Genomic DNA, 21,686 nt, shown 5'->3' with positions numbered 1-21,686 from the left:
GTCAAAATTTATAAATCATGAGATTAGAAATAGTAACGCCTGAGGCTACGATATTTGCTGGTGATGTGACTTCGGTTTCAGTACCAGGAGTAAATGGAGAGTTTCAAATGCTAAACAATCACGCCTCTATTGTATCTGTCTTAACAAAAGGTGAGATCAAGTTTACAGGGAGCAACATTTCTATAAAAGAGGCATTTAGTTCTAAATTTGCTAAAGTTTCAAATGATACATATCATTTATCTATTAACTTTGGTACCATAGAATTAAACGATAATAAGATTATTATTTTAGCTAATTAGTTAGTTAATAATGTAAATACACAAAGCCGACTCGTATTTGAGTCGGCTTTTTTTATTACCTTAGTTTTCTCCGGGTAAGCAAGATGTATGCAGGAGAGAAAAAAGAAATTATTTTTTACAATACCGTATTTAAATGGCTAAAGTTAAGACAGCTTTTTTTTGTCAAAATTGTGGAACGCAATCTGTTAAGTGGATGGGGCAGTGTAGCGGTTGCAAGCAGTGGAATACCTTAGTAGAGGAGGTAATACAAAAGCAAGATAAACCTACTTGGCAGGCTCCAAGTAGTTCTGTAGGAGGAATTATCCAAAGAACTTCAAAACCGTTATTAGTTAATCAAATTGATAGTAGCGAGGAGATTCGTTTGGACACGCGAGATGGAGAGTTGAACCGTGTCTTAGGTGGCGGATTGGTAGCTGGTTCAATGGTTTTGTTGGGTGGCGAACCTGGTATTGGAAAAAGTACCTTACTGTTGCAAATCTCATTGGGGTTGCCATATCGTGTTTTATATGTTTCTGGTGAGGAAAGTCAAAAGCAAATAAAAATGCGAGCAGATCGCATTAACCCTAATAATGATAATTGTTTTATATTAACAGAGACTAATACCCAGAATATCTTTGCGCAAATTCAAAATATCAATCCTCAAGTTCTGATAATAGATTCTATTCAGACTCTACATACTGATTATATTGAGGCTTCCTCGGGTACTATTTCGCAAATTAAAGAATGTACTGGAGAGCTAACCAAGTTCGCCAAAGAAACTGGAACTCCAGTATTAATTATTGGTCATATTACCAAGGACGGTAGTATCGCTGGGCCAAAAATGTTGGAGCATATGGTTGATACGGTTCTCCAATTTGAGGGTGATCGTAACCATGTATACCGTATTTTAAGAGCAAATAAAAACCGTTTTGGCTCTACGGCTGAGTTGGGAATCTATGAAATGGTTGGCTCAGGTTTAAGGGAGGTATCCAATCCATCGGAAATATTATTGTCTCACAAAGAAGAGGATTTATCTGGTACTGCGATAGCGGCAACATTAGAAGGAGTACGTCCTTTAATGGTGGAGGTTCAGGCCTTGGTAAGTACTGCTGTTTATGGTACTCCACAAAGGAGCAGTACAGGGTATAATTTGAAAAGACTCAATATGATTTTAGCAGTTTTAGAGAAAAGAGCTGGGTTTCGTTTGGGACAGAAGGATGTTTTTTTAAATATAACTGGGGGTATTAATGTAGATGATCCTGCTATAGATTTAGCAGTTGTGGCGGCAATTTTATCTTCAGATCTAGATGTTCCTATTGGAAAAAATGTGACCTTCTCTGCCGAGGTTGGCTTATCTGGGGAGATTAGACCAATTAACCGGGTAGACCAGCGTATTTTGGAAGCTGAAAAATTAGGTTTTGATGCAATTTTTATCTCCAAGTATAATAAGATAAGTTATCAAGGAAGTGGTATTCGAATTATATTAGTAACCAAAATTGAGGATATAGTACGAGAACTATTCCAAGTAAATTAGTGTATATGGGTAAAGTAAATATATTTGTAATTGGCTTTTTGTTATTTTCAGGGATTACCTGGGGACAACAAAAAATATATCAAGAGGCTAGTTTAAAACATGCTAGGGTGTATTTTAACGGTAGTGATTTAGCACATGAATTTAAAATTAAATTACCAAAGGGTACTTCTGAAATAGTTGTTAGTAATTTAGCAGAATCGGTAAACGATAATACTATTTCCATTAGTCCAGATAAGCCATTGAGTATCCTTCGTACTAGTTATACTAGTGATTTCGATATGGCGCAATCCTTGCAAACACCTTTGAATGCTGTAAACGATAGTATATTCAAATTTGAAGCTAAATTACAGTTATTAGATAATAAGATCACCTCCCAAAAAAATTCTTTAGAGTTATTGGATACGAACCGTATTTTACCTAACACAAGTGGGCAAGGATTTACCCAAGAGCTTTCTAAGTTACTGGATTTTTATTTGTATAAACGTACTTCATTGGCTAACGAATTAGATGCTTTGCAACAGGAAAAACTAGTTTTACAAAAAAAATTAGTTGATCTCAAGGCCCGTTTGCAAACAGGACATATTGCAGGTAAGAAATTTGGTAATGGAAAAATTATTGTACAGATAAGTAATCCCGTTGCTCAAGAGGTTTCTTTTATATTGAGATACTTTACTCCTTTGGCAAGTTGGAAAGCGATATATGAATTAAATGTTCCAGAAATAAATAAAGATATCCAAGTTGTTTATAAGGCGGATGTTCGTCAAAATACTGGTTTGGATTGGGATAATGTTTCTTTAAGTTTAACCAGCGGATATGCTAATTTAAGTAATATTATGCCCAAATGGGATACATGGTTTATTGACTATATTAATCCTGTTCCCATTGCTGTGCGTGCAGCAAGTGTGAGGAAGGCTAGTGTACAGACAGCCGATCAGTTTCAGTATACGGAAATGGCATTAGAGCAACCTATGTTGGTTGCAAATGTGTCTGAAACAGAGTTGAATGTAAATTTTGATATTAATTTACCTTATACAATTCAATCAGGTAAACAAAGTAATCTAGTTACCTTAGATGAATTTTCTGTGCCCGCAAGTTATACTTATTTTAGTGCCGTTAAGCTTGATCCTTCTGCGTATTTAATAGCAACAATAAAGGATTATAACCAATATAATTTTTTAAAGGGACAGGCCAATGTTATGTTTGAGGGTATGTATGTTGGAAAGACTACTTTAGATGTTAACACTACCCAAGATGTATTAAGTCTTAACTTAGGAAAGGACCCAAGGGTTCAGGTGTCTAGAAAATTGATTAAAGATAAAGCAGGATCTCGTTTATTATCCGGTAAAAAGATTGATAGTTATCTTTACGAGATTATTGTTAAAAATAATAAATCGAAAGACGTTAGTATAACTATTCAGGATCAATTTCCAATTAGCTCTAATACAGATATTGAAATTAGTATAACCCAAAGAGATGGAGCTATGGTTGATCAAGAAAAAGGTCTTTTTACGTGGGATTTAAAATTGGATGCTGATCAAAGTAAAACCCTTCGTTTCGGATATGATATTAAATATAATAAAGATCAAAAGTTAAGCCTTTAAAAAATTGAAATCGTCCTGATAAAATAGTCATGTTCCAAAAAGCTAAACATTTTTTGGAGCATGTTAAAAAAGGACAGTTTTTTATTTTTGTAATATGATACGTATTAATTTTCGTTCTAGTTTTAATATTACAAATAGGAAAATAAAGATAAATGTGATTCCAATTATGTAATTTTCTCTGAAAAAATAAAAATAGATAAAGGACAAAGAAATAGACAGTGATAAATAGCCTGAAATAGCTTTTTTATCATAGGGTATTGGATAGTATTTTTGTCCCAGTAGGTAAGATATTATCATCATTGATCCATAGGCAATTAAAGTGGCAATAGCCGACCCAATATATCCTAAGTAGGGGATAAGTGTGAAATTGAATATTAGAGTTAATATGGCTCCTATAATAGAAATATAAGCTCCCACCATAGTTTTGTCCGTTAGCTTGTACCATACCGATAAATTGGTGTAAATACCCATACAAAGATTGGCTAGGATAATTAATGGTACGATACTCATTGCTGGCCAATAGTCAGGGTTTCTAATGATTAATTGTTTAAGAATGTCTGAGAAAACGATTATAACTAGCATTATAATGCTACCAAATATGGTAAAGTATTTTGTAATTGTTGCATATTTAATGGGCGCATCCTCATTTTTAGCATAATTGAAAAAAAAAGGTTCAATTCCCAAGGTATAAGCTTGGCGAAAAAGTACCATGAATAGCCCTAATTTGTAGCAAGCTGCATATTGACCAATTTGGGATAAAGCTACATCTTTTGGTAGAAGTCTTTCTAATAAAATTTTATCAAACCCCTCGTTAATTGCAAATGCTATTCCCCCAATCATTATCGGCACTCCATATCGTATCATTTTACCAGCTAGTGTTAGGTCGAAACGCCATTTTAGTCTAATATATTCTTTGTAAAATACTAAGAAGGTAATGGCGCTTGCTATTAAATTAGCAATAAAAAGATAGGCTACTTGGTAATTTTCTATGTATAAACCATTCCAAAAGCTTTCAGGATAAAGTTGACTTAAAGAAGGTAAAAGGTATAGGAAAAAAACATTTAAGAGTGTAAATACGGTAACGTTACCAATTTTAATTAAACTATAAAATACAGATCTTTGGTCCGCTCTTAATTTAGCAAAAGGAATAATTACGAGGGTATCTAATACTAAAATCCAGATAACATATTGAAAAACTTCTTTAGATATGTTTAAAAATTCACTCCAAAAGTCTTGCGTGAGTAAACTTATAGCCAAGAAAGTTAAAGAGGTTAGGGTTAGGAATAACGTAGCGTTATTATTCACCTGCTTTTTGTTGTCTTGTAAATTGTAATATCTAAAAAAAGCAGTTTCCATTCCAAAGGCCAAAATCACATTGAAAAAAGTTATAATAGCAAATACTACACTATATTCTCCATAAGCCTGATCAGGCATTACTTGCGTGTGAAATGGAACTAAGAAAAAGCCAATAACTTTTGGGAAAACCGCCGCTAAACCATATATGGCGGTTTGTTTAAATATTTTTTTATAGATACTCAAAGTGACTCAAGTGTAATTAATGAATTCTTTTGTGTAAAAGTAAATTATTTCTGATAAACAATCTCTAAAGGAGTTACATTGTAAGCTAAATAAGGTGCAATTTCTTGTAAAGGAAATTCAATGTAATCGGGTTGTTGTGAAACTGGAAAATTAACTTCATTAAAATATGCAAACACAATTTTATCATTATGAATGAATATCTGTTCGGGATAAGCTAAAATACCTTTGTTATCTTTTAGTTGTTGACCATAGTTTATTTTAGACTCAATAAGAGGCATTACTTTAGGCCAATTAGTAAAAAGCTTATCAGGAGTTAGGATTTGTGCGTCTTGTAAATCAAAAAGTAATCCGATACTATTTTGGTAGCCATAGGCTCCGCCGGCAAACGTATAGTAATCTATTTTTAAAGCATATAGACTATCGTTGATAAAGGTATTGTTTGCCTTAACAGTTGCTTTCCAAGGCATAGACTCATCGGGGTACTGTTTTACAAAATCCTCATATGAATCTAAAAAAGCACTAACTAGGCTCTGATAAGTATTAATGTTGTTTAGATCTGTTTCAAAAGACATCAAATCAACAATAGTTGCTAAGGTTGCTTGATTAATGGAATTCTTAATATCGTGTTGTGCGTTAATTATAACAGGCACATCAATTTCAATACTTGTACAATTATCCTCTTGACAATTTACATCGGATTGACCCTGGAAAAATTCTTGTTTAAAAACAATATCCTTTGAGCTTTGCGATTCACAACTTATCAAAACAAAGGTAAATGATAGTAAGAGTAGTATTTTTTTCATAGCATGTTTTGTTACAAAGCTATTGAAAAATAATCCAAAAAGATAGTAGTATTGCACTTATAATCCTTTCTTTAGCAAAATTTCCGGTAGTTCGTTGGTGGCATTAGTAAATTATAGCATAAAGAGGGTTATGTGGGTAACAATACGTAAATTTGTCAAAACTTTTTGAATACTGGCCAGATAATTATGCATTGTTTTTGGAGTTATTAAAGAAGTTAGAAAATATCAAAGCAAAGCTTTTACAAAATGTTAGTAAAAACCCAAGCCATTGTAATAAGTGCATTAAAATATCAGGAGAAGGGATTAATAGTTAGGTGTTTAACTAAAGAAGTCGGCTTGCAAACTTTTTATGTGCCTAATGCTTTTTCTAAGGGGAAGTCATCTTCAAAGATTGCTTATTTTCAGCCTTTAATGAATTTGGAGGTTGAATTCGTTTTTAAGAATAAAGGTAAGATGGAATATTTTAAAGAAATAAAAATAGGTCATCTTTATCAGGACATTTATTATGACTTTTATAAAAACAGTATCGCAATTTTTATAGCTGAAGTTCTGCATTTAACCATTACCTTACAAGAGAGAGATTTAGAATTCTTTGCATATTTACAAGCTGCTTTAATGTGGTTGGATACCCATGATCATCCAGCGAATTTCCACTTAATTTTATTGTTAGATTTATCTAAGTATTTTGGATTTTATCCTGATTTATCGCAGATTGATAATGATTTCTTTAATTGGAAGGAAGGGGGATTTACCTCTATGTATAGTCTAGAATGTTTCGATGCAGAGCAAACTCACTTATTTAAAAAGTTAGTAGATTTAAATTTTAATAAAGAACAAAAAGTATTTACTAGTAAGGATAGAAAAATTTTACTAAACTTGTTAGTTATCTATTATCAAGAACACCTTAGTAATTTTAAGAAACCTAAATCATTGCAGGTTTTACAAGAAGTTTTTGGATAATTAATTACATTAAATATTTTCCTACCAATTAATTAGGTGTTAATTAGTGGAAAATGTTTAAATTCGCGAAATTGATAAAAAATATTACAGTTAATAAACATGAGCAGTAAATTTACAGAATACAAGAATCTTGATTTGTCAGGGGTAGCTTCAGAAATGCGTGAGTTTTGGAAAGAACAATCCATATTTGAGAAGAGTATTAGTACAAGAGACGATAATAAGCCATTTGTGTTTTTTGAAGGACCACCTTCGGCTAATGGTAAACCAGGAATTCACCACGTGATGGCTCGTGCGATTAAAGATATTTTTTGTCGATATAAAACTCAAAAAGGATTCCAAGTTAAGCGAAAAGCAGGCTGGGATACTCATGGTTTACCTGTGGAGTTAGGTACCGAGAAAGAGTTAGGTATTACCAAAGAGGATATCGGAACTAAAATATCTATCGAAGATTACAATAAGGCTTGTAAGCAAACAGTTATGCGTTACACAGATCTTTGGAATGATCTTACTGAGCAAATGGGGTATTGGGTGGATACTCAGAATCCATATATTACGTATAAATCGAAGTACATGGAATCTGTTTGGTGGCTATTAAAACAGATTTATGATAAGGACTTATTATATAAAGGATATACAATTCAACCTTATTCTCCAAAGGCTGGGACAGGCTTATCTTCCCATGAGTTAAATCAACCGGGTTGCTACAAAGATGTTACAGATACAACAATTGTAGCTCAGTTTAGAGCAATAGAAGATTCTTTGCCTGATTTTTTACAACAATATAAAAATATTGATTTTCTAGCCTGGACAACAACTCCTTGGACATTACCTTCTAATACTGCTTTGACAGTTGGACCAAAGATTGAGTATAGTTTAGTAAAAACATATAATCAGTATACTGGAAAGCCAATCACTGTTATTTTAGCAAAAGCCTTAATTGCAAAGCAATTTGCTGGTAAGTTCCAAAAAGTGGAGACTGAGCAAGAGCTTCAGACTTATTCATTTGGAGATAAAAAAATTCCTTATCTAGTAATAAGTGACTTTAAGGGAGCTGATTTAGTTGGAATTAGATATGAGCAATTACTTCCGTATACATTGCCTTATCAAAATCCAGAAAATGCATTTAGAGTTATTGCAGGTGATTTTGTTACCACAGAAGACGGTACAGGAATTGTGCATACTGCCCCGACTTTCGGAGCAGATGATGCCAAGGTGGCCAAAGAGGCTACCCCTGAGGTTCCAGCTATGTTAATTTTAGACAAAGATGGCTTTGCTGTTCCTTTAGTGGATCTACAAGGAAGATTTGTGGAACAAATGGGAGAATTAGCAGGTAAGTATGTTAAAAACGAGTACTACCAGGATGGAGAGGCACCAGAGAAGTCTGTTGATGTGGAAATTGCGATTCGTTTAAAAGAAGAAAATAAGGCTTTTAAAGTTGAAAAATATGTGCACAGCTATCCACATTGCTGGAGAACTAATAAGCCAGTTTTATACTATCCATTAGACTCGTGGTTTATTAAGATTACTCAAGTAAAAGATAGAATGTTTGAGTTGAATCAGGATATTAATTGGAAACCTAAAGCCACAGGAGAAGGACGTTTTGGGAATTGGCTTAAAAATGCAAATGATTGGAATTTGTCTCGCTCTCGTTATTGGGGAATTCCTTTACCAATATGGAGAACTGAGGATAAGTCCGAGGAAATTCTAATTGGCTCTGTAGAAGAATTAATTCAAGAAATTGAAAAATCTATCAAAGCAGGTGTTCAAAAAACAAATCCTTTCCAGGAATTTGTAATTGGAGATATGTCAGAGGGTAATTATGATAAGGTTGATTTACATAAAAACGTAGTAGACCAAATTACTTTGGTTTCTGCAAGTGGAAAGCCAATGAAACGAGAAGCTGATTTAATTGACGTTTGGTTCGATTCAGGTGCAATGCCATATGCTCAGTGGCATTATCCATTTGAGAATAAAGAATTGATAGATAATAATTTAAGTTATCCAGCTGATTTTATTGCAGAAGGGGTTGACCAAACAAGAGGATGGTTTTATACCCTACATGCCATTGCAACTTTAGTATTTGATACAAATGCATACAAAAATGTTGTGTCCAATGGTCTGGTATTAGATAAAAATGGTTTGAAAATGTCAAAAAGTTTAGGTAATACTGTTGATCCTTTTCAAACCCTACAAGAGCATGGACCAGATGCAACACGCTGGTATATGATTTCCAATGCAAATCCTTGGGATAATTTAAAGTTTGATATCGAAGGTATTAACGAGGTTAGAAGAAAGTTTTTTGGAACTCTTTATAACACCTATAACTTTTTTGCTTTATATGCCAATATTGATGGCTTTACTTATAGTGAGAAGGATATTCCATTGGAACAAAGACCAGAAATCGACCGTTGGATTTTATCAGAGTTAAATACCTTGGTACAAAAGGTAGATGAATATTATGCCGATTATGAACCTACAAAAGCAGCTCGTGCAATTGCTGAGTTTGTATCAGAAAATTTAAGTAATTGGTACGTTAGATTATGTAGAAGAAGGTTCTGGAAGGGAGATTATGGTCAAGATAAGATTGCGGCGTATCAAACTTTATATACCTGTTTATTAACAGTAAGTAAGTTATCGGCTCCTATTGCGCCATTTTTTATGGATAAACTTTACAGAGATTTAACCCTGGCTACAAATACAGAAGCGTTTGAATCTGTACATTTGGCTAAATTCCCTGAGTTTAATCAGGATTTAGTTGATCTTGGTTTAGAAAGTAGAATGCATAAAGCTCAAGTTATATCTTCTCTTGTATTGTCATTGCGCAAGAAAGAGATGATCAAGGTGCGTCAACCTTTGCAGCGTATTATGATTCCTATTCTGGATCCAAGTCAAAGACAAGAAATTTTGGCTGTAGCTGATTTGATCAAAGCAGAAGTGAATGTTAAAGAAATTGAGCTTTTAGATGATGCTTCTGGAATTTTAGTAAAACAAATTAAACCAAATTTCAAGACATTAGGACCTAGATTTGGAAAAGACATGGGTCTCATAGCCAAAGAGATACAGAATTTTACCGCTCAAGAAATTAATGAGATTGAAAAAAATGGTGAAATTAAATTAAATTTAACAGAAAAAAGTGTTATATTGAACATATCTGATGTTGAAATTACATCTCAAGATATAGAAGGATGGTTAGTGGCTAATGAAAATGGTATTACAGTTGCATTAGATATTACAATTACATCAGAATTAAGAAATGAAGGAATTGCTCGTGAATTAGTTAATCGTATCCAAAATATTAGAAAAGACTCTGGTTTTGAGGTTACCGATAAGATTCAGATTACCATGGAAGAGCAAAAAGATATAAAGGAAGCGGTTTTAGCTAACTTAGATTATATAAAGTCTGAAACTTTAACAAGTGATCTGAGTTTTGTTTCTGACTTACACCAGGGTATAGAACTGGAGTTTGACGAACTAAAAACGCGAGTATTGGTTATTAAATAAGTTTGTTATGAAAGAAGTTAGTGAATTAGTACGTTACTCGGATGCCGAGTTAGCAGACTTTAAAGAGTTAATTCAAGCTAAGATCTTGAAAGCTCAAGCTGATTTAGATTTAATTAAAAGTGCTTACATGAATGATTTAAATAATGGGACAGATGATACATCCCCTACTTTTAAAGCATTTGAAGAAGGAAGTGAAACAATGTCTAAAGAGGCTAATTCTCAGTTAGCAATTCGCCAAGAGAAATTTATTCGTGATTTGCGTAATGCTCTTATAAGAATCCAGAATAAAACATATGGCATTTGTAAGGTAACTGGAAAGTTAATTGATAAAGAACGATTAAAGTTAGTTCCTCATGCTACAATGAGTATAGAGGCAAAAAACTTACAACGTTAATCTTTAATAAAAATGAAAACGCTCTTATTAGAGCGTTTTTTTTATACCTTAAAATAATTTACATTTGCTGATGTAAATAAATAGAAATGTCGTTAAAAAGAGCTATCCTACTTGTTGTAGTGGTATTGGTATTAGATCAATGGTTGAAGATCTTTATAAAAACCAATTTTTTATTAGGAGAGGAATACTATGTATTTGATTGGTTTAGGATTCATTTTATTGAAAATGATGGTATGGCATGGGGTGTTGAACTCCCTGGTGACTATGGTAAGTTAGCATTGACTCTTTTTCGTATTGTAGCAGTTTGTGGAATTGGCTGGTGGCTGGTGGACTCTATAAAAAAGAAAATGTCTAATTATTTAATAGTTGCTATATCTTTGATTATGGCCGGCGCTATTGGAAATATTTTGGACTCACTTTTTTACGGTATTATCTTCAATGATAGTATTCATCAAGTAGCTACGCTTTTTTCAGATAACCCATATGGAACTATTTTTCATGGTAAAGTAGTAGATATGTTCTATTTTCCTATTTATCGTGGGTATTTGCCAGATTGGTTGCCTATATGGGGTGGAAAGTATTTCACTTTTTTTAATGCCATTTTTAACCTTGCAGATGTTGCAATATCGGTTGGAGTGGGTATTTTAATAGTTTTTAATAAAGTCATATTTAATAAATAAAAAAGCTCCTAGATTGGAGCTTTTTTTTGTTATAATTTTTTTAAAAATTTACCTTTTAATCTAATTGCTTTAAAATGTGATTTACAGCGGCATCTAATTGGGGATCGTTGTTGTTTAATCGATCCATAAAGGTGTTTTTGATGTAGATATCAGGAGATACTCCTGTTTTCTCTAGGTTTTCACCTTCTAAGGTGTAAGTACCCCATGCCGGCAAGCGGTATGAAGAGCCATCAACAAGTGATTTCGCAGAAGTAAAGATTATCCATCTATAAGTTTCTTGTCCAATAATGGTTCCTAATTTAAGGGCTTTAAAACCTTGGGCCGTCATTTCTGCGTCACTTAAAGAAAATTCATTTATTAAAAGAACAATTGGTTTGCCACTTGGAGCAAAGTTACTTTGAACCGTTAAGGCGCCTTCACGATATTTCCATTGTAGATAAGGTCTTTGGGCAAGGAAATTTAGTACCTTATCGTGAACATTTCCACCGGTATTGAATCTAAGGTCTAAAATAACTGCTTCTTTACGATGTTCTTGTTCTACCATGTCTAACAGGAATGAATCTAATTGTTCACCTGACATGTTTTTCATATAAGAATATGCAATTCGATTGTTACTAAGATCATTGACTCTTTTACGATTTTCATATATCCATTGATCGTATAATAAAGCTTTGTTCTCTACAAAATTAATAGGATGTAATTTAACGGTAAATTCTTTGTTGTTTCGTAGAAAGGTTAAGCTTATCTCTGCTTGCTTTGATGGGAAACTAAAATATTGTTCTCTGTTTTTTTGAATATCTATTTCTTGCCCATTTACTTTTGTTAAGACATCATTTTTTTGAATGTCAATATCGGTTGCAAAAGCTGGACTCTTTCTAATTATGTAATCTACTTTGTAAGGATTGTCCTTGTCAAAGACGATTCCAGTTTCTACTGTAATATAATTCAATCTTGTTTTTTCTTCTTGTCCATTTGAGTTAAAACCTAAATGAGAAGATCCTAATTCACCTAGCATGTCATTTAGTAGTATGCGTAGATCTGCTCGGTTGTTTACATAAGGAAGATATTGGGCAAAGTGTGTTTTCATTTGTTGCCAGTCGATGCCGTGAAAATTTTCATCATAGAAGTTTTCTTCAACTCCTGCCCAGGTTTCAAAGTACATTTGGTCAAACTCTTGCTGTAAACTTTTGGAAAATTCATGTTCTATTTTAATCTCCTCTGGCTTGCCATCTTTTAAGTCAAATTTAAAGATGTTTTTCCCATTTAACCCATAAAGATTCTCATTTACCCTTATAATGTTATACATGGAACTGTCAAACGCTTTTTGTGTTTTAGCTTGTTCGAAATCTTGATAAGTTTTTTTATATAGCGCATACTTTCCATTGTCCTGGTTAGAGATATAGAAAACAATTTGCTTTTCTTTATCTTGGAATACCACAGGTGAGCTTTGATTACCAAATCTATCACTAACTAATTCAATACGCTCTAATATACCATCGGTATTAATGTTGATGGTTTGTATTTCTTGTGGTTTATTAACCACAGTGTTTTTTGATTTTTTGTTTACTTTGTCCGTTTGGCTCTCTTGTTTTTCAAATAATTCATCATATTTATTTGAGCGAAAATCTTTTGTCAGCCAATCCACAGAAAATCTATAGATATTGGGATTTTGCATTCCTAGTGGATAGGAAGGATTGATACGATCTGATGTGAAATAAATATATTTACCATCGGGTGAGAATACTGGATTACTTTCAGCTACACCAGTATTGGTTAAGTTTACTGTTTTTTTATTTTGGATATCATAAACAAAGATATCTTCTTCAAAGTTTCGTTTTGCTGTAAATAAGACATACTTTCCATCAGGTGAAAATGAAGGTTTAGAATTTTGGAAGGCCCAAATTTCGTCATTAACAATTACCTCGGGGTTAAAATTATTTAAATCCATTAAAACAACCTGATCTCTACCACTTAAATAAACAGCTTGACTTAAATCATGGTTTAAGGTAATATCTCTATTGTTTCGTAAATCTTTGGTTAATTGCGTTATTTCAGAATCTTTTACTAGGTCTAATTTGAACCAGTTTTGATAACCTTGATAAGTTTGACTAAATAAAAGTGTTTGGTTGTCTTTTAACCATTTAACTTCCATAACTCTTTGTGAGCCATCAGTTATTTGTTTAATAAACTTACCTTTAGTATCACTTACAAATAGGACACCTCTACTGACAAAAGCTATTTTTTTATCATCTTGAGAGACATCGAAATAGCTAATGTTATTGTTGGTATTGTAGCTTTGTTCTTTATCAATATTAGTTTGCTTGTTTAATTCTATGGTTAAGGGAGTTGTTGTTCTGGAGTTTGTGTCGAAAATAAATAAATCATAATCCTTTTCAAATATAACTTTAGAACCATCAGCACTAACAAAAGGCTTTTTTATAGAAGTGTCAAAGTGAGTTAAAGCTACTTTTTTACCATTTTCAAAACTATAAAGGTTATAATGGCCATTTTCCTGATCGGATATGAAATAGATATTTCCATTTCTATCTACTGTGGGACTGAAATCTTTACCGTCATAATTTGTTAAGGTTTCAAATTCTTGTGTTTCAGGATTATATTGGTGAATATCTGGATTGTTTTCACCTTTATATCTCTTACGTGCAATTTGGTTTGCACTCTCACTAGAATTGGTAAATAAAAAGTTTTGATTTGGAGTTTCTACCAGTGCATTGGTATTATTAAAGTAATTATCAAATAAAGCTACCGGAGTTGAACCGTCTTTATCAACTTTGTATGAAGCAAAATTTTTATCCGAATTACTGGTATAATAGATAGTTTTATTATCCCATGACCAACTCTCCAATTGGTCATTGGCTTGGTGAAATGTAAGTTGTTTGATTTGTCCTGAGTTTAAAGGCATGACAAATATGTCATTGTTACCAAACTGGTTGGAATTAAAAGCTAGGTATTTTCCATCTGGCGACACGCGTGGGTTTGTTTCCTCTCCTTGTAAAGCAGTTAAACGAGTTGCAACTCCAGTATCTAATGGGGCTTGATAAATATCGCCATCGAAGCTAAAATATGCTGTTTTGCCGTCTGGACTTAACGAAGGGTTAGACATGAATTTAACCTGACTTTGGGCATAAGTAGCAAAAGTCAAGGATAAGGCCATTAATGTTAGGGTATTTTTTATCATTGGTTAATATTTTTAATAAACATAAAAATATTTTGAATGATTCACTAATACTCATTACGTTAAAATTATAATTTTTTATGAAAACTGTAGGTTTTGTTAGGAGTAATACAATAGTCTAAAGGAATGTCAAGGTGGTAAACATCACTAATGGATTCTTCGGGGGGGAAAAAACTCAAACCTACTTTAATAGTGTCTTTCTGACATAAACTCAAAAAACGATCGTAAAAACCTTTGCCATACCCAATTCTATTGCCTGTTTTGTCAAAAGCCAATAAAGGAATAAAAACTACTTGAATTTGTTCTTCATTAATTTTTATACCCTCAACCGGTTCTGGTATACCATAACTATTTTCTTTTATAATGGTATTATCTGTTAATAAAAAATGAGTTAGTGTACCATCGGTAAAGTTACTTTTGGATAAAATGATGTTTTTATCCTTTCCTGCTAAAATTTGCAATAAGTATTCCGTATTAATTTCCTTTTTTTTGGTGATAGGAAGAAAGATATGATAATTGCTTTTATCCCAAATAGGAAGTGTTAAGCTTGTGTTGGCTATATCCAAGCTAAATTGCTCTAGGGTTTGATTATCTAAAGATAGACGTAATGTGTTATATTTTTTTCTTAAAATGTCTTTATTCATTACAAATGGTTTTAGAAATATTAAAAATAGCATCTCCTTGATATACAATAGGAGAATGGTTTACATTAATGACATATCCACTTATTGGTGATTTAACTTTAACATTCTCTTTTCCATAAGGATCGGATATTTCCGCTAAGGTAGTTCCTTTTTCAACAAAAGAACCGATTTCTACTTGATCATGTAACAGACCTGATTTTCTGCTTCTAATCCATTGTGCCTTTTCAATGGTAACTACCTTATAATGTGGGTCAGGTAAGTGAAAATGATCTGCAAGCATATCAAAATGGGCTAAAAAACGCATTGTTCCCTCTACTCCCATGCTCGATACATCTTTATTTATATCTAATGACTTACCTCCTTCAAAAAGTAACATTTTTACATTGCGTTTAGCACATGCATTTCTAAATGAACCCGCAATTTGATTTGAATATAGAATAAATGGAGGTTGGAATATATCTGCAAGCTGCTTTAATTGGGGATCATTGGAGGCAATTCTAATTTGAGGTGCATTAAATCGACTTTGTCCTCCGGCATGGAAATCAATCGCATAGTCCACAAGTGGAATTATAGATTGCAAAAGGTGATAGGCAAAACGCCCCGCTAAAGACCCATCTTTACTTCCAGGAAATACTCGGTTCATATCTCTACCATCTGGAAATTCCCTAGATTTATTAATATAACCAAATATGTTTATCACAGGAATGCAAATTATAGTTCCTCTTTTGGGTATGTTTATTTTTTTATGAACTATTTGCCTTACAATATCTACGCCATTGAGTTCGTCTCCATGAAGTCCAGCCGATAGTAATACGGTAGGACCAGGATGTTTACTTCTAGAAACGATTACGGGAATTTCTAAATTCGAAGCAGTGTGTAATTTAGCAATTTCAAGATTAAGCTTTATTGTTTGCCCTGGTGCGATGGTGTGTTGGAGTATTTTCATTTTTGGTGAGTAATTTTAGTGAAGATATAAAAACTTTGGCATAGGTTTTTAATCGCGTTATAATTTTTTAGGGATGATTTTTTATAATTAGCAAAATACTTTAAGTTAAGTTTTTCAGGCTTTTTTTTATAAGCTAAAAAACTTAAGGTATTTTTGTTATAAATAAATTTAATACACCCCATGGAACCATCTGCTGATTTATTACTGCAAATAAAAACTTTACCTAATGAACCTGGAGTATATCAGTATTTTGATAAGGAAGATAAGATATTGTATGTAGGTAAAGCGAAAAATTTAAAAAAACGTGTTAGTTCGTATTTCAATAAAATTCATCAAGAAGGTAAGACCAATGTATTGGTAAAAAAAATAGCTTTTATAAAGCATATTGTTGTTCCCACCGAGACAGATGCATTATTATTGGAAAATAACTTAATTAAACGACTACAACCTCGATATAATGTTTTATTGAAAGACGATAAATCCTATCCATGGATTTGTATCAAAAAGGAACCTTTTCCAAGAGTGTTCTCAACAAGACGAATTGTTAAAGACGGTTCTGAATATTTTGGTCCTTATACAAATATTAAAACAGTCCATACTTTACTAGAACTAATCAAAGAGCTTTATGCACTACGTACTTGTAATTATGATTTGAATCAAACAAATATTAGATCTGAAAAATATAAAGTGTGTCTTGAGTATCATATCGGAAACTGTCAAGGTCCGTGTCAGGGATATGAGTCAGAAAAACAATATGATAATAAAATTATACAAATCAGAGATATTTTAAAGGGTAATTTTAAGGATAGTTTACGTGATTTTAAGGCATATATGGCGGATTTGGCAGCTAACTTAGAATTTGAGCAGGCACAAAAGGTTAAGGAGAAAATAGAGCTTTTAGAAAATTATCAAGCCAAGAGTACAATTGTTAACCCTAAGATAAGTAATGTAGATGTATTTTCTATAGTGTCTGATAACACAATGGCCTATGTGAATTTTCTACAGGTTTCTTATGGATCTATTATCCGTTCCCATACCTTAGAGATGAAAAAAAAGTTGGATGAATCAGATCCCGAATTACTTTCATTAGCCATAGTGGAGTTAAGAGAGAGATTTAATTTGAACTCTAAAGAAGTTATTGTTCCTTTTAAAGTGGAGTTAGCACAAGGAATCCTTGCCACTATTCCTAAGTTAGGAGATAAAAAAAGACTTTTGGAATTATCAGAACGCAATGCTAAGTTCTATCGTATGGATCAGCTAAAGCAGATTAAAATAACCGATCCTCAAAGGCATGTTGATCGAATTATGGCTCAGATGAAAAAAGATCTTCGTATGCATGTGGAGCCTAGATATATTGAATGTTTTGATAACTCTAACATCCAAGGAAGCGATCCAGTAGCAGCTTGTGTTGTTTTTAAAGATGCAAAGCCCAGTAAGAAGGACTATAGGCACTTTAATGTAAAAACAGTTGATGGGCCTAATGATTATGATTCAATGCAAGAGATTGTGTATAGGCGTTACAAAAGGCTCTTACAAGAGCAAGCACCCTTGCCGGATTTAATTGTAATTGATGGGGGTAAGGGACAGTTATCTGCGGCCTTAAAAAGCTTAGAAGAATTGGGCTTGCGTGGAAAAATCACCATCATAAGTTTGGCTGAACGTTTAGAGGAAATATTCTACCCAGGAGATAGTATACCTATGTATTTGGATAAACGCTCTGAAACTATGAAGGTAATTATTCATCTTCGAGATGAAGCACATCGTTTTGGTTTAAGTTTTCATCGTAATCAACGTAGTAAAAATGCAATTACAAGTTCTCTTGATGGTATTCCCGGAATTGGAGAAAAATCCAAGATTGCTTTGATGAATCATTTTAAAAGCGTTAGTAGAATAAAAAAAGCTTCATTTGAAGATTTACAAAAGATTATAGGAAAAGCTAAAAGTAAGGTGTTAATTGATTTTTTTAAAGTAAATTAGAACAATTTAAATTCTATGAGCTTACGTTTTATAATTCTATTATTTGCCAGTTTACTTTTTGTTTGGTCTAAGGCGCAGGCTAGCGATAGTTTAGTACATAAACCAAAAGTAGGGTTAGTTTTAAGTGGCGGTGGGGCTAAAGGATTAGCTCATATCGGAGTATTAAAAGTTTTAGAGCAAAATAATGTCAAAGTAGACTATATTGCCGGTACCAGTATGGGAGCCATTATAGGTGGTTTATATGCATCGGGTTATACTGCCACTGAATTAGACTCTATTTTTAATAGTATAGATGTTTCGGCATTAATAAAAGACTATATTCCTAGATTGTCAAAATCATTTTATGAAAAGAAAAATGATGAAATTTATGCAGTAAGCTTGCCATTTGAGAAATTTAAGATAGGTTTTCCTAGATCTTTATCAAGAGGGATGTATAACTATAACCTTATGAATACTTTATTGGCTCATGTAAGACATGTTAGGGATTTTGACCAACTAAATACCCCTTTTTTATGTATAGCTACCGATTTAGGTAAAGGCGAGCCAGTTGTATTGGACAGTGGATACCTACCACAGGCTATATTAGCAAGTGGTGCTTTTCCTACTTTATTCGCTCCTGTGAATATTGATGGGGTTGACCTGTTGGATGGTGGAATTGTAAATAACTATCCCATTGAAGAGTTAAAGAATATGGGAGCTGAAATTATTATTGGAGTAGATGTTCAAGACGGACTAAAAAGCGCCGAAGAAATTGAGGGTGCAACTGATGTACTGTCTCAATTATCTAACTACTCTACAATTAGCCAGATGAAAGATAAAGTTGGGCAGACTGATATTTACATCAAACCAAATATTGTAGGGTACTCGGTAATTTCTTTTGCCGAGGGGAAGGCTATTATTCAAACCGGTGTGGAAGCGGCCAATCAAGTACTTGACCAACTTCAGGCTATTGGTAGAGAAGAAAGTATTATTTCTGAGCAGTATGTACCTAAAATGTATAATGACTCGTTGTATATTTCTGAAATAAATATAAAAGGATTAGATAGGTTTACTTTACGCTATATTCATGGTAAACTTGGTTTTAAACCCAATAGCACGATAACCTATCAAGATTTAGATCGTGGAATTACTCGTTTAAATGGTACCGAAAACTTTAGCGCTATTTCTTACCGCTTTGATAAGGATAATGAACAAGATATTTTAGATATGACCTTGATTGAAAACCCAATCAATACATATTTAAAATTAGGGGTACACTATGATGGTCTATATAAAACGGCTGCTTTGGTAAATATTACTAAAAAGAATTTTTTAACCAAAAGCGATGTGATGTCTTTAGATGTTGGATTGGGAGATAATGTTCGATATAATTTTAATTACTTTATAGACAATGGTTTTTATTGGAGTTATGGTTTAACATCTCGTTTGAGTCGATTCAATAGAGAATTACCTTATGACCTGCTTGTAAAGGCAATGGGGGGGAATTTAAATATTCCAAATGCCCCTAAAGAATTCAATGTGAATTACGCCGATTTAGAGAATCGATTGTTTGTACAATCTTCCTATGCCCAAAAATATGTATTTGGGTTGGGATTTGAACACCGCTTTTTGGACATAACGAGCAAGACTTTAACTAGTCATAAGAACAGATTTGACTATAGTAATTATTTAGGAGTATTTGCTAATATTTTAGTTGACTCTTATGATAATAAATATTTTCCCAGAAGCGGTTTTTTAATCAAAGGAGAATATCGAAATTTCTTTTATTCTAGCGATTACTTAGAAGATTTTGTTAATTTTTCAACAATTTCAGGACAAGTTGGAATAGCAAGGCGAATTAGCCCTAAATTAAGTTTAGATTACAGAGCTAGGGTAGGTGCCGTTATTGGTAAGGCACCTAGTGTAGGGTTTGGTTATTACTTAGGTGGATATGGCTTTGCGGATAAGGATAATATTATACCTTTTTATGGTTATGATTTTTTAAGCTTAGGAGGTAATAGTTATTTGTTAAACTCTATTCAATTTGATTATGAGTTTTTAAAGAGACACCATCTAAATTTTTCGGTGAATATTGCAAATACCGGAGATGACATTTTCTCAGAAGCAAGTTGGAGTCAATTGGCAAAGTATACGGGGTTTGCTATTGGTTATGGAATGCAAAGTGTTATAGGTCCGCTAGAAGCAAAATTCTCTTATTCTCCAGACACAGGCCGTACTTATGGCTATATTTCAGTTGGATTTTGGTTTTAGAATTCTAAATTTTAATTAAGATAAATTTATATATATGTGAAAATTAACAGTATATAAATTTGGATAATTCATTTTTATGTCTATTTTTGTTGTATTATGAAAATACAATGGGACGGTTTATTGGCTTACTTAAAGTTCCTCATCAAGAGAAATCCGGAATGAGGTAACATTTACTTATTATTTATTAACCAACTTTAATTATAAGTATTTATGCCATTATATCATCACCTAGGGAAAATTCCCCCTAAACGTCATTCTGTTTTTCGAAAGGATAACGGAGAATTATATTATGAACAATTGTTTGGCACAATTGGGTTTGACGGAATGTCAACTAATATGTATCACTTACACAGACCCACACAGGTCAAAAAAATTCTTGGGCAATACAGTGTTTTACCAAAAATAGCTGTTGCCAATAATATTCAATCCTATCGCCTAAAAGGTTTCCAAATCAAGCCTGAAAATGATTTCTTACAAAGTCGCAAGACAGTTTTAACCAATAGTGACTGTTCCATTGTATTGGCGGCTCCTAAGGAATCAATGAGGGAGTATTTTTATAAAAATACAGATTGTGATGAACTTTTGTTTATTCACAAAGGCCAAGGGACTTTAAGAACTATGTTAGGGAATTTAGAATTTAAGTATGGTGATTATTTGCTTATTCCACGAGGTATTATTTATCAAATAGATTTTGAAACTCTGGATAATCGACTTTTTATAGTAGAATCAAAAAGTCCGATTTATACTCCGAAACGTTATCGTAACTGGTTTGGGCAATTGCAAGAACATTCACCATTTTGCGAAAGAGATATTCGCCGTCCTAGTAATTTGGAGACACATGATCAAAAAGGTGACTTTTTAATAAAAGTAAAAAAGCAAGATGAGATTTTTGATATGATCTATGCTACGCATCCTTTTGATGTGGTAGGATACGATGGATTTAATTATCCCTATGCTTTTTCAATTCATGATTTTGAGCCAATAACCGGACGTATTCATCAACCACCACCTGTGCATCAGACCTTTGAAAGCCAGGGATTTGTTGTTTGCTCTTTTGTTCCTCGATTATATGATTATCATCCCCAGGCTATACCTGCACCTTATAATCACAGTAATATTGATAGTGATGAGGTTCTTTATTATGTGGATGGAGACTTTATGAGTAGAAATGATGTTCAAGCTGGACATATTTCTTTACATCCGGCTGGTATTCCTCATGGTCCACATCCGGGAGCTGTAGAACGTTCTATAGGAAAAAAGCAAACACAAGAATTAGCTGTAATGGTTGACACATTCAAACCCTTAATGGTTTGTCAAGATGCCATGGATATTGCTGATTCCGATTATTACAAATCTTGGTTAGAGCCAGAAAACTAATTACACCAA

At 33.0% G+C, this 21,686-nt stretch carries 15 protein-coding genes; 10 read left to right on the top strand and 5 right to left on the bottom strand.

Going from position 1 to position 21,686, the window contains the following annotated elements; translation table 11 throughout:
* The first annotated feature begins 17 nt into the window (after positions 1-17).
* The 3 genes from ACYSNV_RS02080 (at position 18) to ACYSNV_RS02070 (ending at position 3,413) form a co-directional block, all read left to right on the top strand.
* On the top strand, positions 18-299 hold the full coding sequence (locus ACYSNV_RS02080; protein WP_461760901.1) for a F0F1 ATP synthase subunit epsilon: 282 nt from the start codon (positions 18-20) through the stop codon (positions 297-299).
* A gap of 133 nt (positions 300-432) precedes the next feature.
* Complete coding sequence (gene radA, locus ACYSNV_RS02075; RefSeq protein ID WP_461760900.1) at positions 433-1,812, top strand: DNA repair protein RadA; 1,380 nt, start codon at positions 433-435, stop codon at positions 1,810-1,812.
* 5 nt (positions 1,813-1,817) lie between these two features.
* The gene (locus ACYSNV_RS02070) at positions 1,818-3,413 is read left to right on the top strand and encodes a DUF4139 domain-containing protein (RefSeq protein ID WP_461760899.1); all 1,596 of its coding nucleotides are present in this window, start codon (positions 1,818-1,820) and stop codon (positions 3,411-3,413) included.
* Positions 3,414-3,494: 81 nt separating this feature from the next.
* Here ACYSNV_RS02070 and ACYSNV_RS02065 read toward each other — a convergent pair whose 3' ends face one another.
* Together ACYSNV_RS02065 and ACYSNV_RS02060 are read right to left on the bottom strand one after the other, a co-directional pair.
* Entirely contained in the window at positions 3,495-4,952 is a 1,458-nt protein-coding gene (locus ACYSNV_RS02065) for a lipopolysaccharide biosynthesis protein (protein WP_461760898.1), read from the bottom strand.
* 44 nt (positions 4,953-4,996) lie between these two features.
* Complete coding sequence (locus ACYSNV_RS02060) at positions 4,997-5,755, bottom strand: PdaC/SigV domain-containing protein (protein ID WP_461760897.1); 759 nt, start codon at positions 5,753-5,755, stop codon at positions 4,997-4,999.
* Positions 5,756-6,001: 246 nt separating this feature from the next.
* Between ACYSNV_RS02060 and recO the strand changes: the two genes are divergently transcribed.
* The 4 genes from recO (at position 6,002) to ACYSNV_RS02040 (ending at position 11,290) form a co-directional block, all read left to right on the top strand.
* Entirely contained in the window at positions 6,002-6,715 is a 714-nt protein-coding gene (gene recO, locus ACYSNV_RS02055) for a DNA repair protein RecO (RefSeq protein ID WP_461760896.1), read from the top strand.
* A 99-nt stretch (positions 6,716-6,814) separates the two neighbouring features.
* A complete protein-coding gene (ileS, locus tag ACYSNV_RS02050; protein ID WP_461760895.1) occupies positions 6,815-10,216 on the top strand; it encodes an isoleucine--tRNA ligase in 3,402 nt (1,133 codons plus the stop codon).
* A gap of 7 nt (positions 10,217-10,223) precedes the next feature.
* Entirely contained in the window at positions 10,224-10,610 is a 387-nt protein-coding gene (locus ACYSNV_RS02045; protein ID WP_461760894.1) for a TraR/DksA family transcriptional regulator, read from the top strand.
* A gap of 86 nt (positions 10,611-10,696) precedes the next feature.
* On the top strand, positions 10,697-11,290 hold the full coding sequence (locus ACYSNV_RS02040; RefSeq protein WP_461760893.1) for a lipoprotein signal peptidase: 594 nt from the start codon (positions 10,697-10,699) through the stop codon (positions 11,288-11,290).
* A 55-nt stretch (positions 11,291-11,345) separates the two neighbouring features.
* On the opposite strand, the gene ACYSNV_RS02035 is transcribed toward ACYSNV_RS02040, so the two are convergent.
* The 3 genes from ACYSNV_RS02035 to ACYSNV_RS02025 form a co-directional block, all read right to left on the bottom strand.
* Positions 11,346-14,486 (bottom strand): S41 family peptidase, encoded by a 3,141-nt coding sequence (locus ACYSNV_RS02035; protein WP_461760892.1) that lies wholly within the window; start codon positions 14,484-14,486, stop codon positions 11,346-11,348.
* Positions 14,487-14,551: 65 nt separating this feature from the next.
* Positions 14,552-15,127 (bottom strand): 5-formyltetrahydrofolate cyclo-ligase, encoded by a 576-nt coding sequence (locus ACYSNV_RS02030; protein WP_461760891.1) that lies wholly within the window; start codon positions 15,125-15,127, stop codon positions 14,552-14,554.
* The gene (locus ACYSNV_RS02025) at positions 15,120-16,073 is read right to left on the bottom strand and encodes a succinylglutamate desuccinylase/aspartoacylase family protein (protein ID WP_461760890.1); all 954 of its coding nucleotides are present in this window, start codon (positions 16,071-16,073) and stop codon (positions 15,120-15,122) included. The genes ACYSNV_RS02030 and ACYSNV_RS02025 overlap by 8 nt, the downstream gene beginning before the upstream one ends.
* A 180-nt stretch (positions 16,074-16,253) precedes the next feature.
* On the opposite strand from ACYSNV_RS02025, the gene uvrC reads away from it, so the two are divergent.
* From uvrC to ACYSNV_RS02010, 3 genes are all read left to right on the top strand, one after another.
* A complete protein-coding gene (uvrC, locus tag ACYSNV_RS02020) occupies positions 16,254-18,050 on the top strand; it encodes an excinuclease ABC subunit UvrC (RefSeq protein ID WP_461760889.1) in 1,797 nt (598 codons plus the stop codon).
* A 15-nt stretch (positions 18,051-18,065) separates the two neighbouring features.
* Complete coding sequence (locus ACYSNV_RS02015) at positions 18,066-20,300, top strand: patatin-like phospholipase family protein (RefSeq protein ID WP_461760888.1); 2,235 nt, start codon at positions 18,066-18,068, stop codon at positions 20,298-20,300.
* A gap of 210 nt (positions 20,301-20,510) precedes the next feature.
* The gene (locus ACYSNV_RS02010; RefSeq protein WP_461760887.1) at positions 20,511-21,677 is read left to right on the top strand and encodes a homogentisate 1,2-dioxygenase; all 1,167 of its coding nucleotides are present in this window, start codon (positions 20,511-20,513) and stop codon (positions 21,675-21,677) included.
* Positions 21,678-21,686: the final 9 nt, after the last annotated feature.

Source organism: Myroides sp. LJL119 (assembly GCF_054871605.1).
The sequence above is the reverse complement of the archived record's forward strand: the minus strand, read 5'-3'. Positions and strand labels throughout refer to the sequence as shown.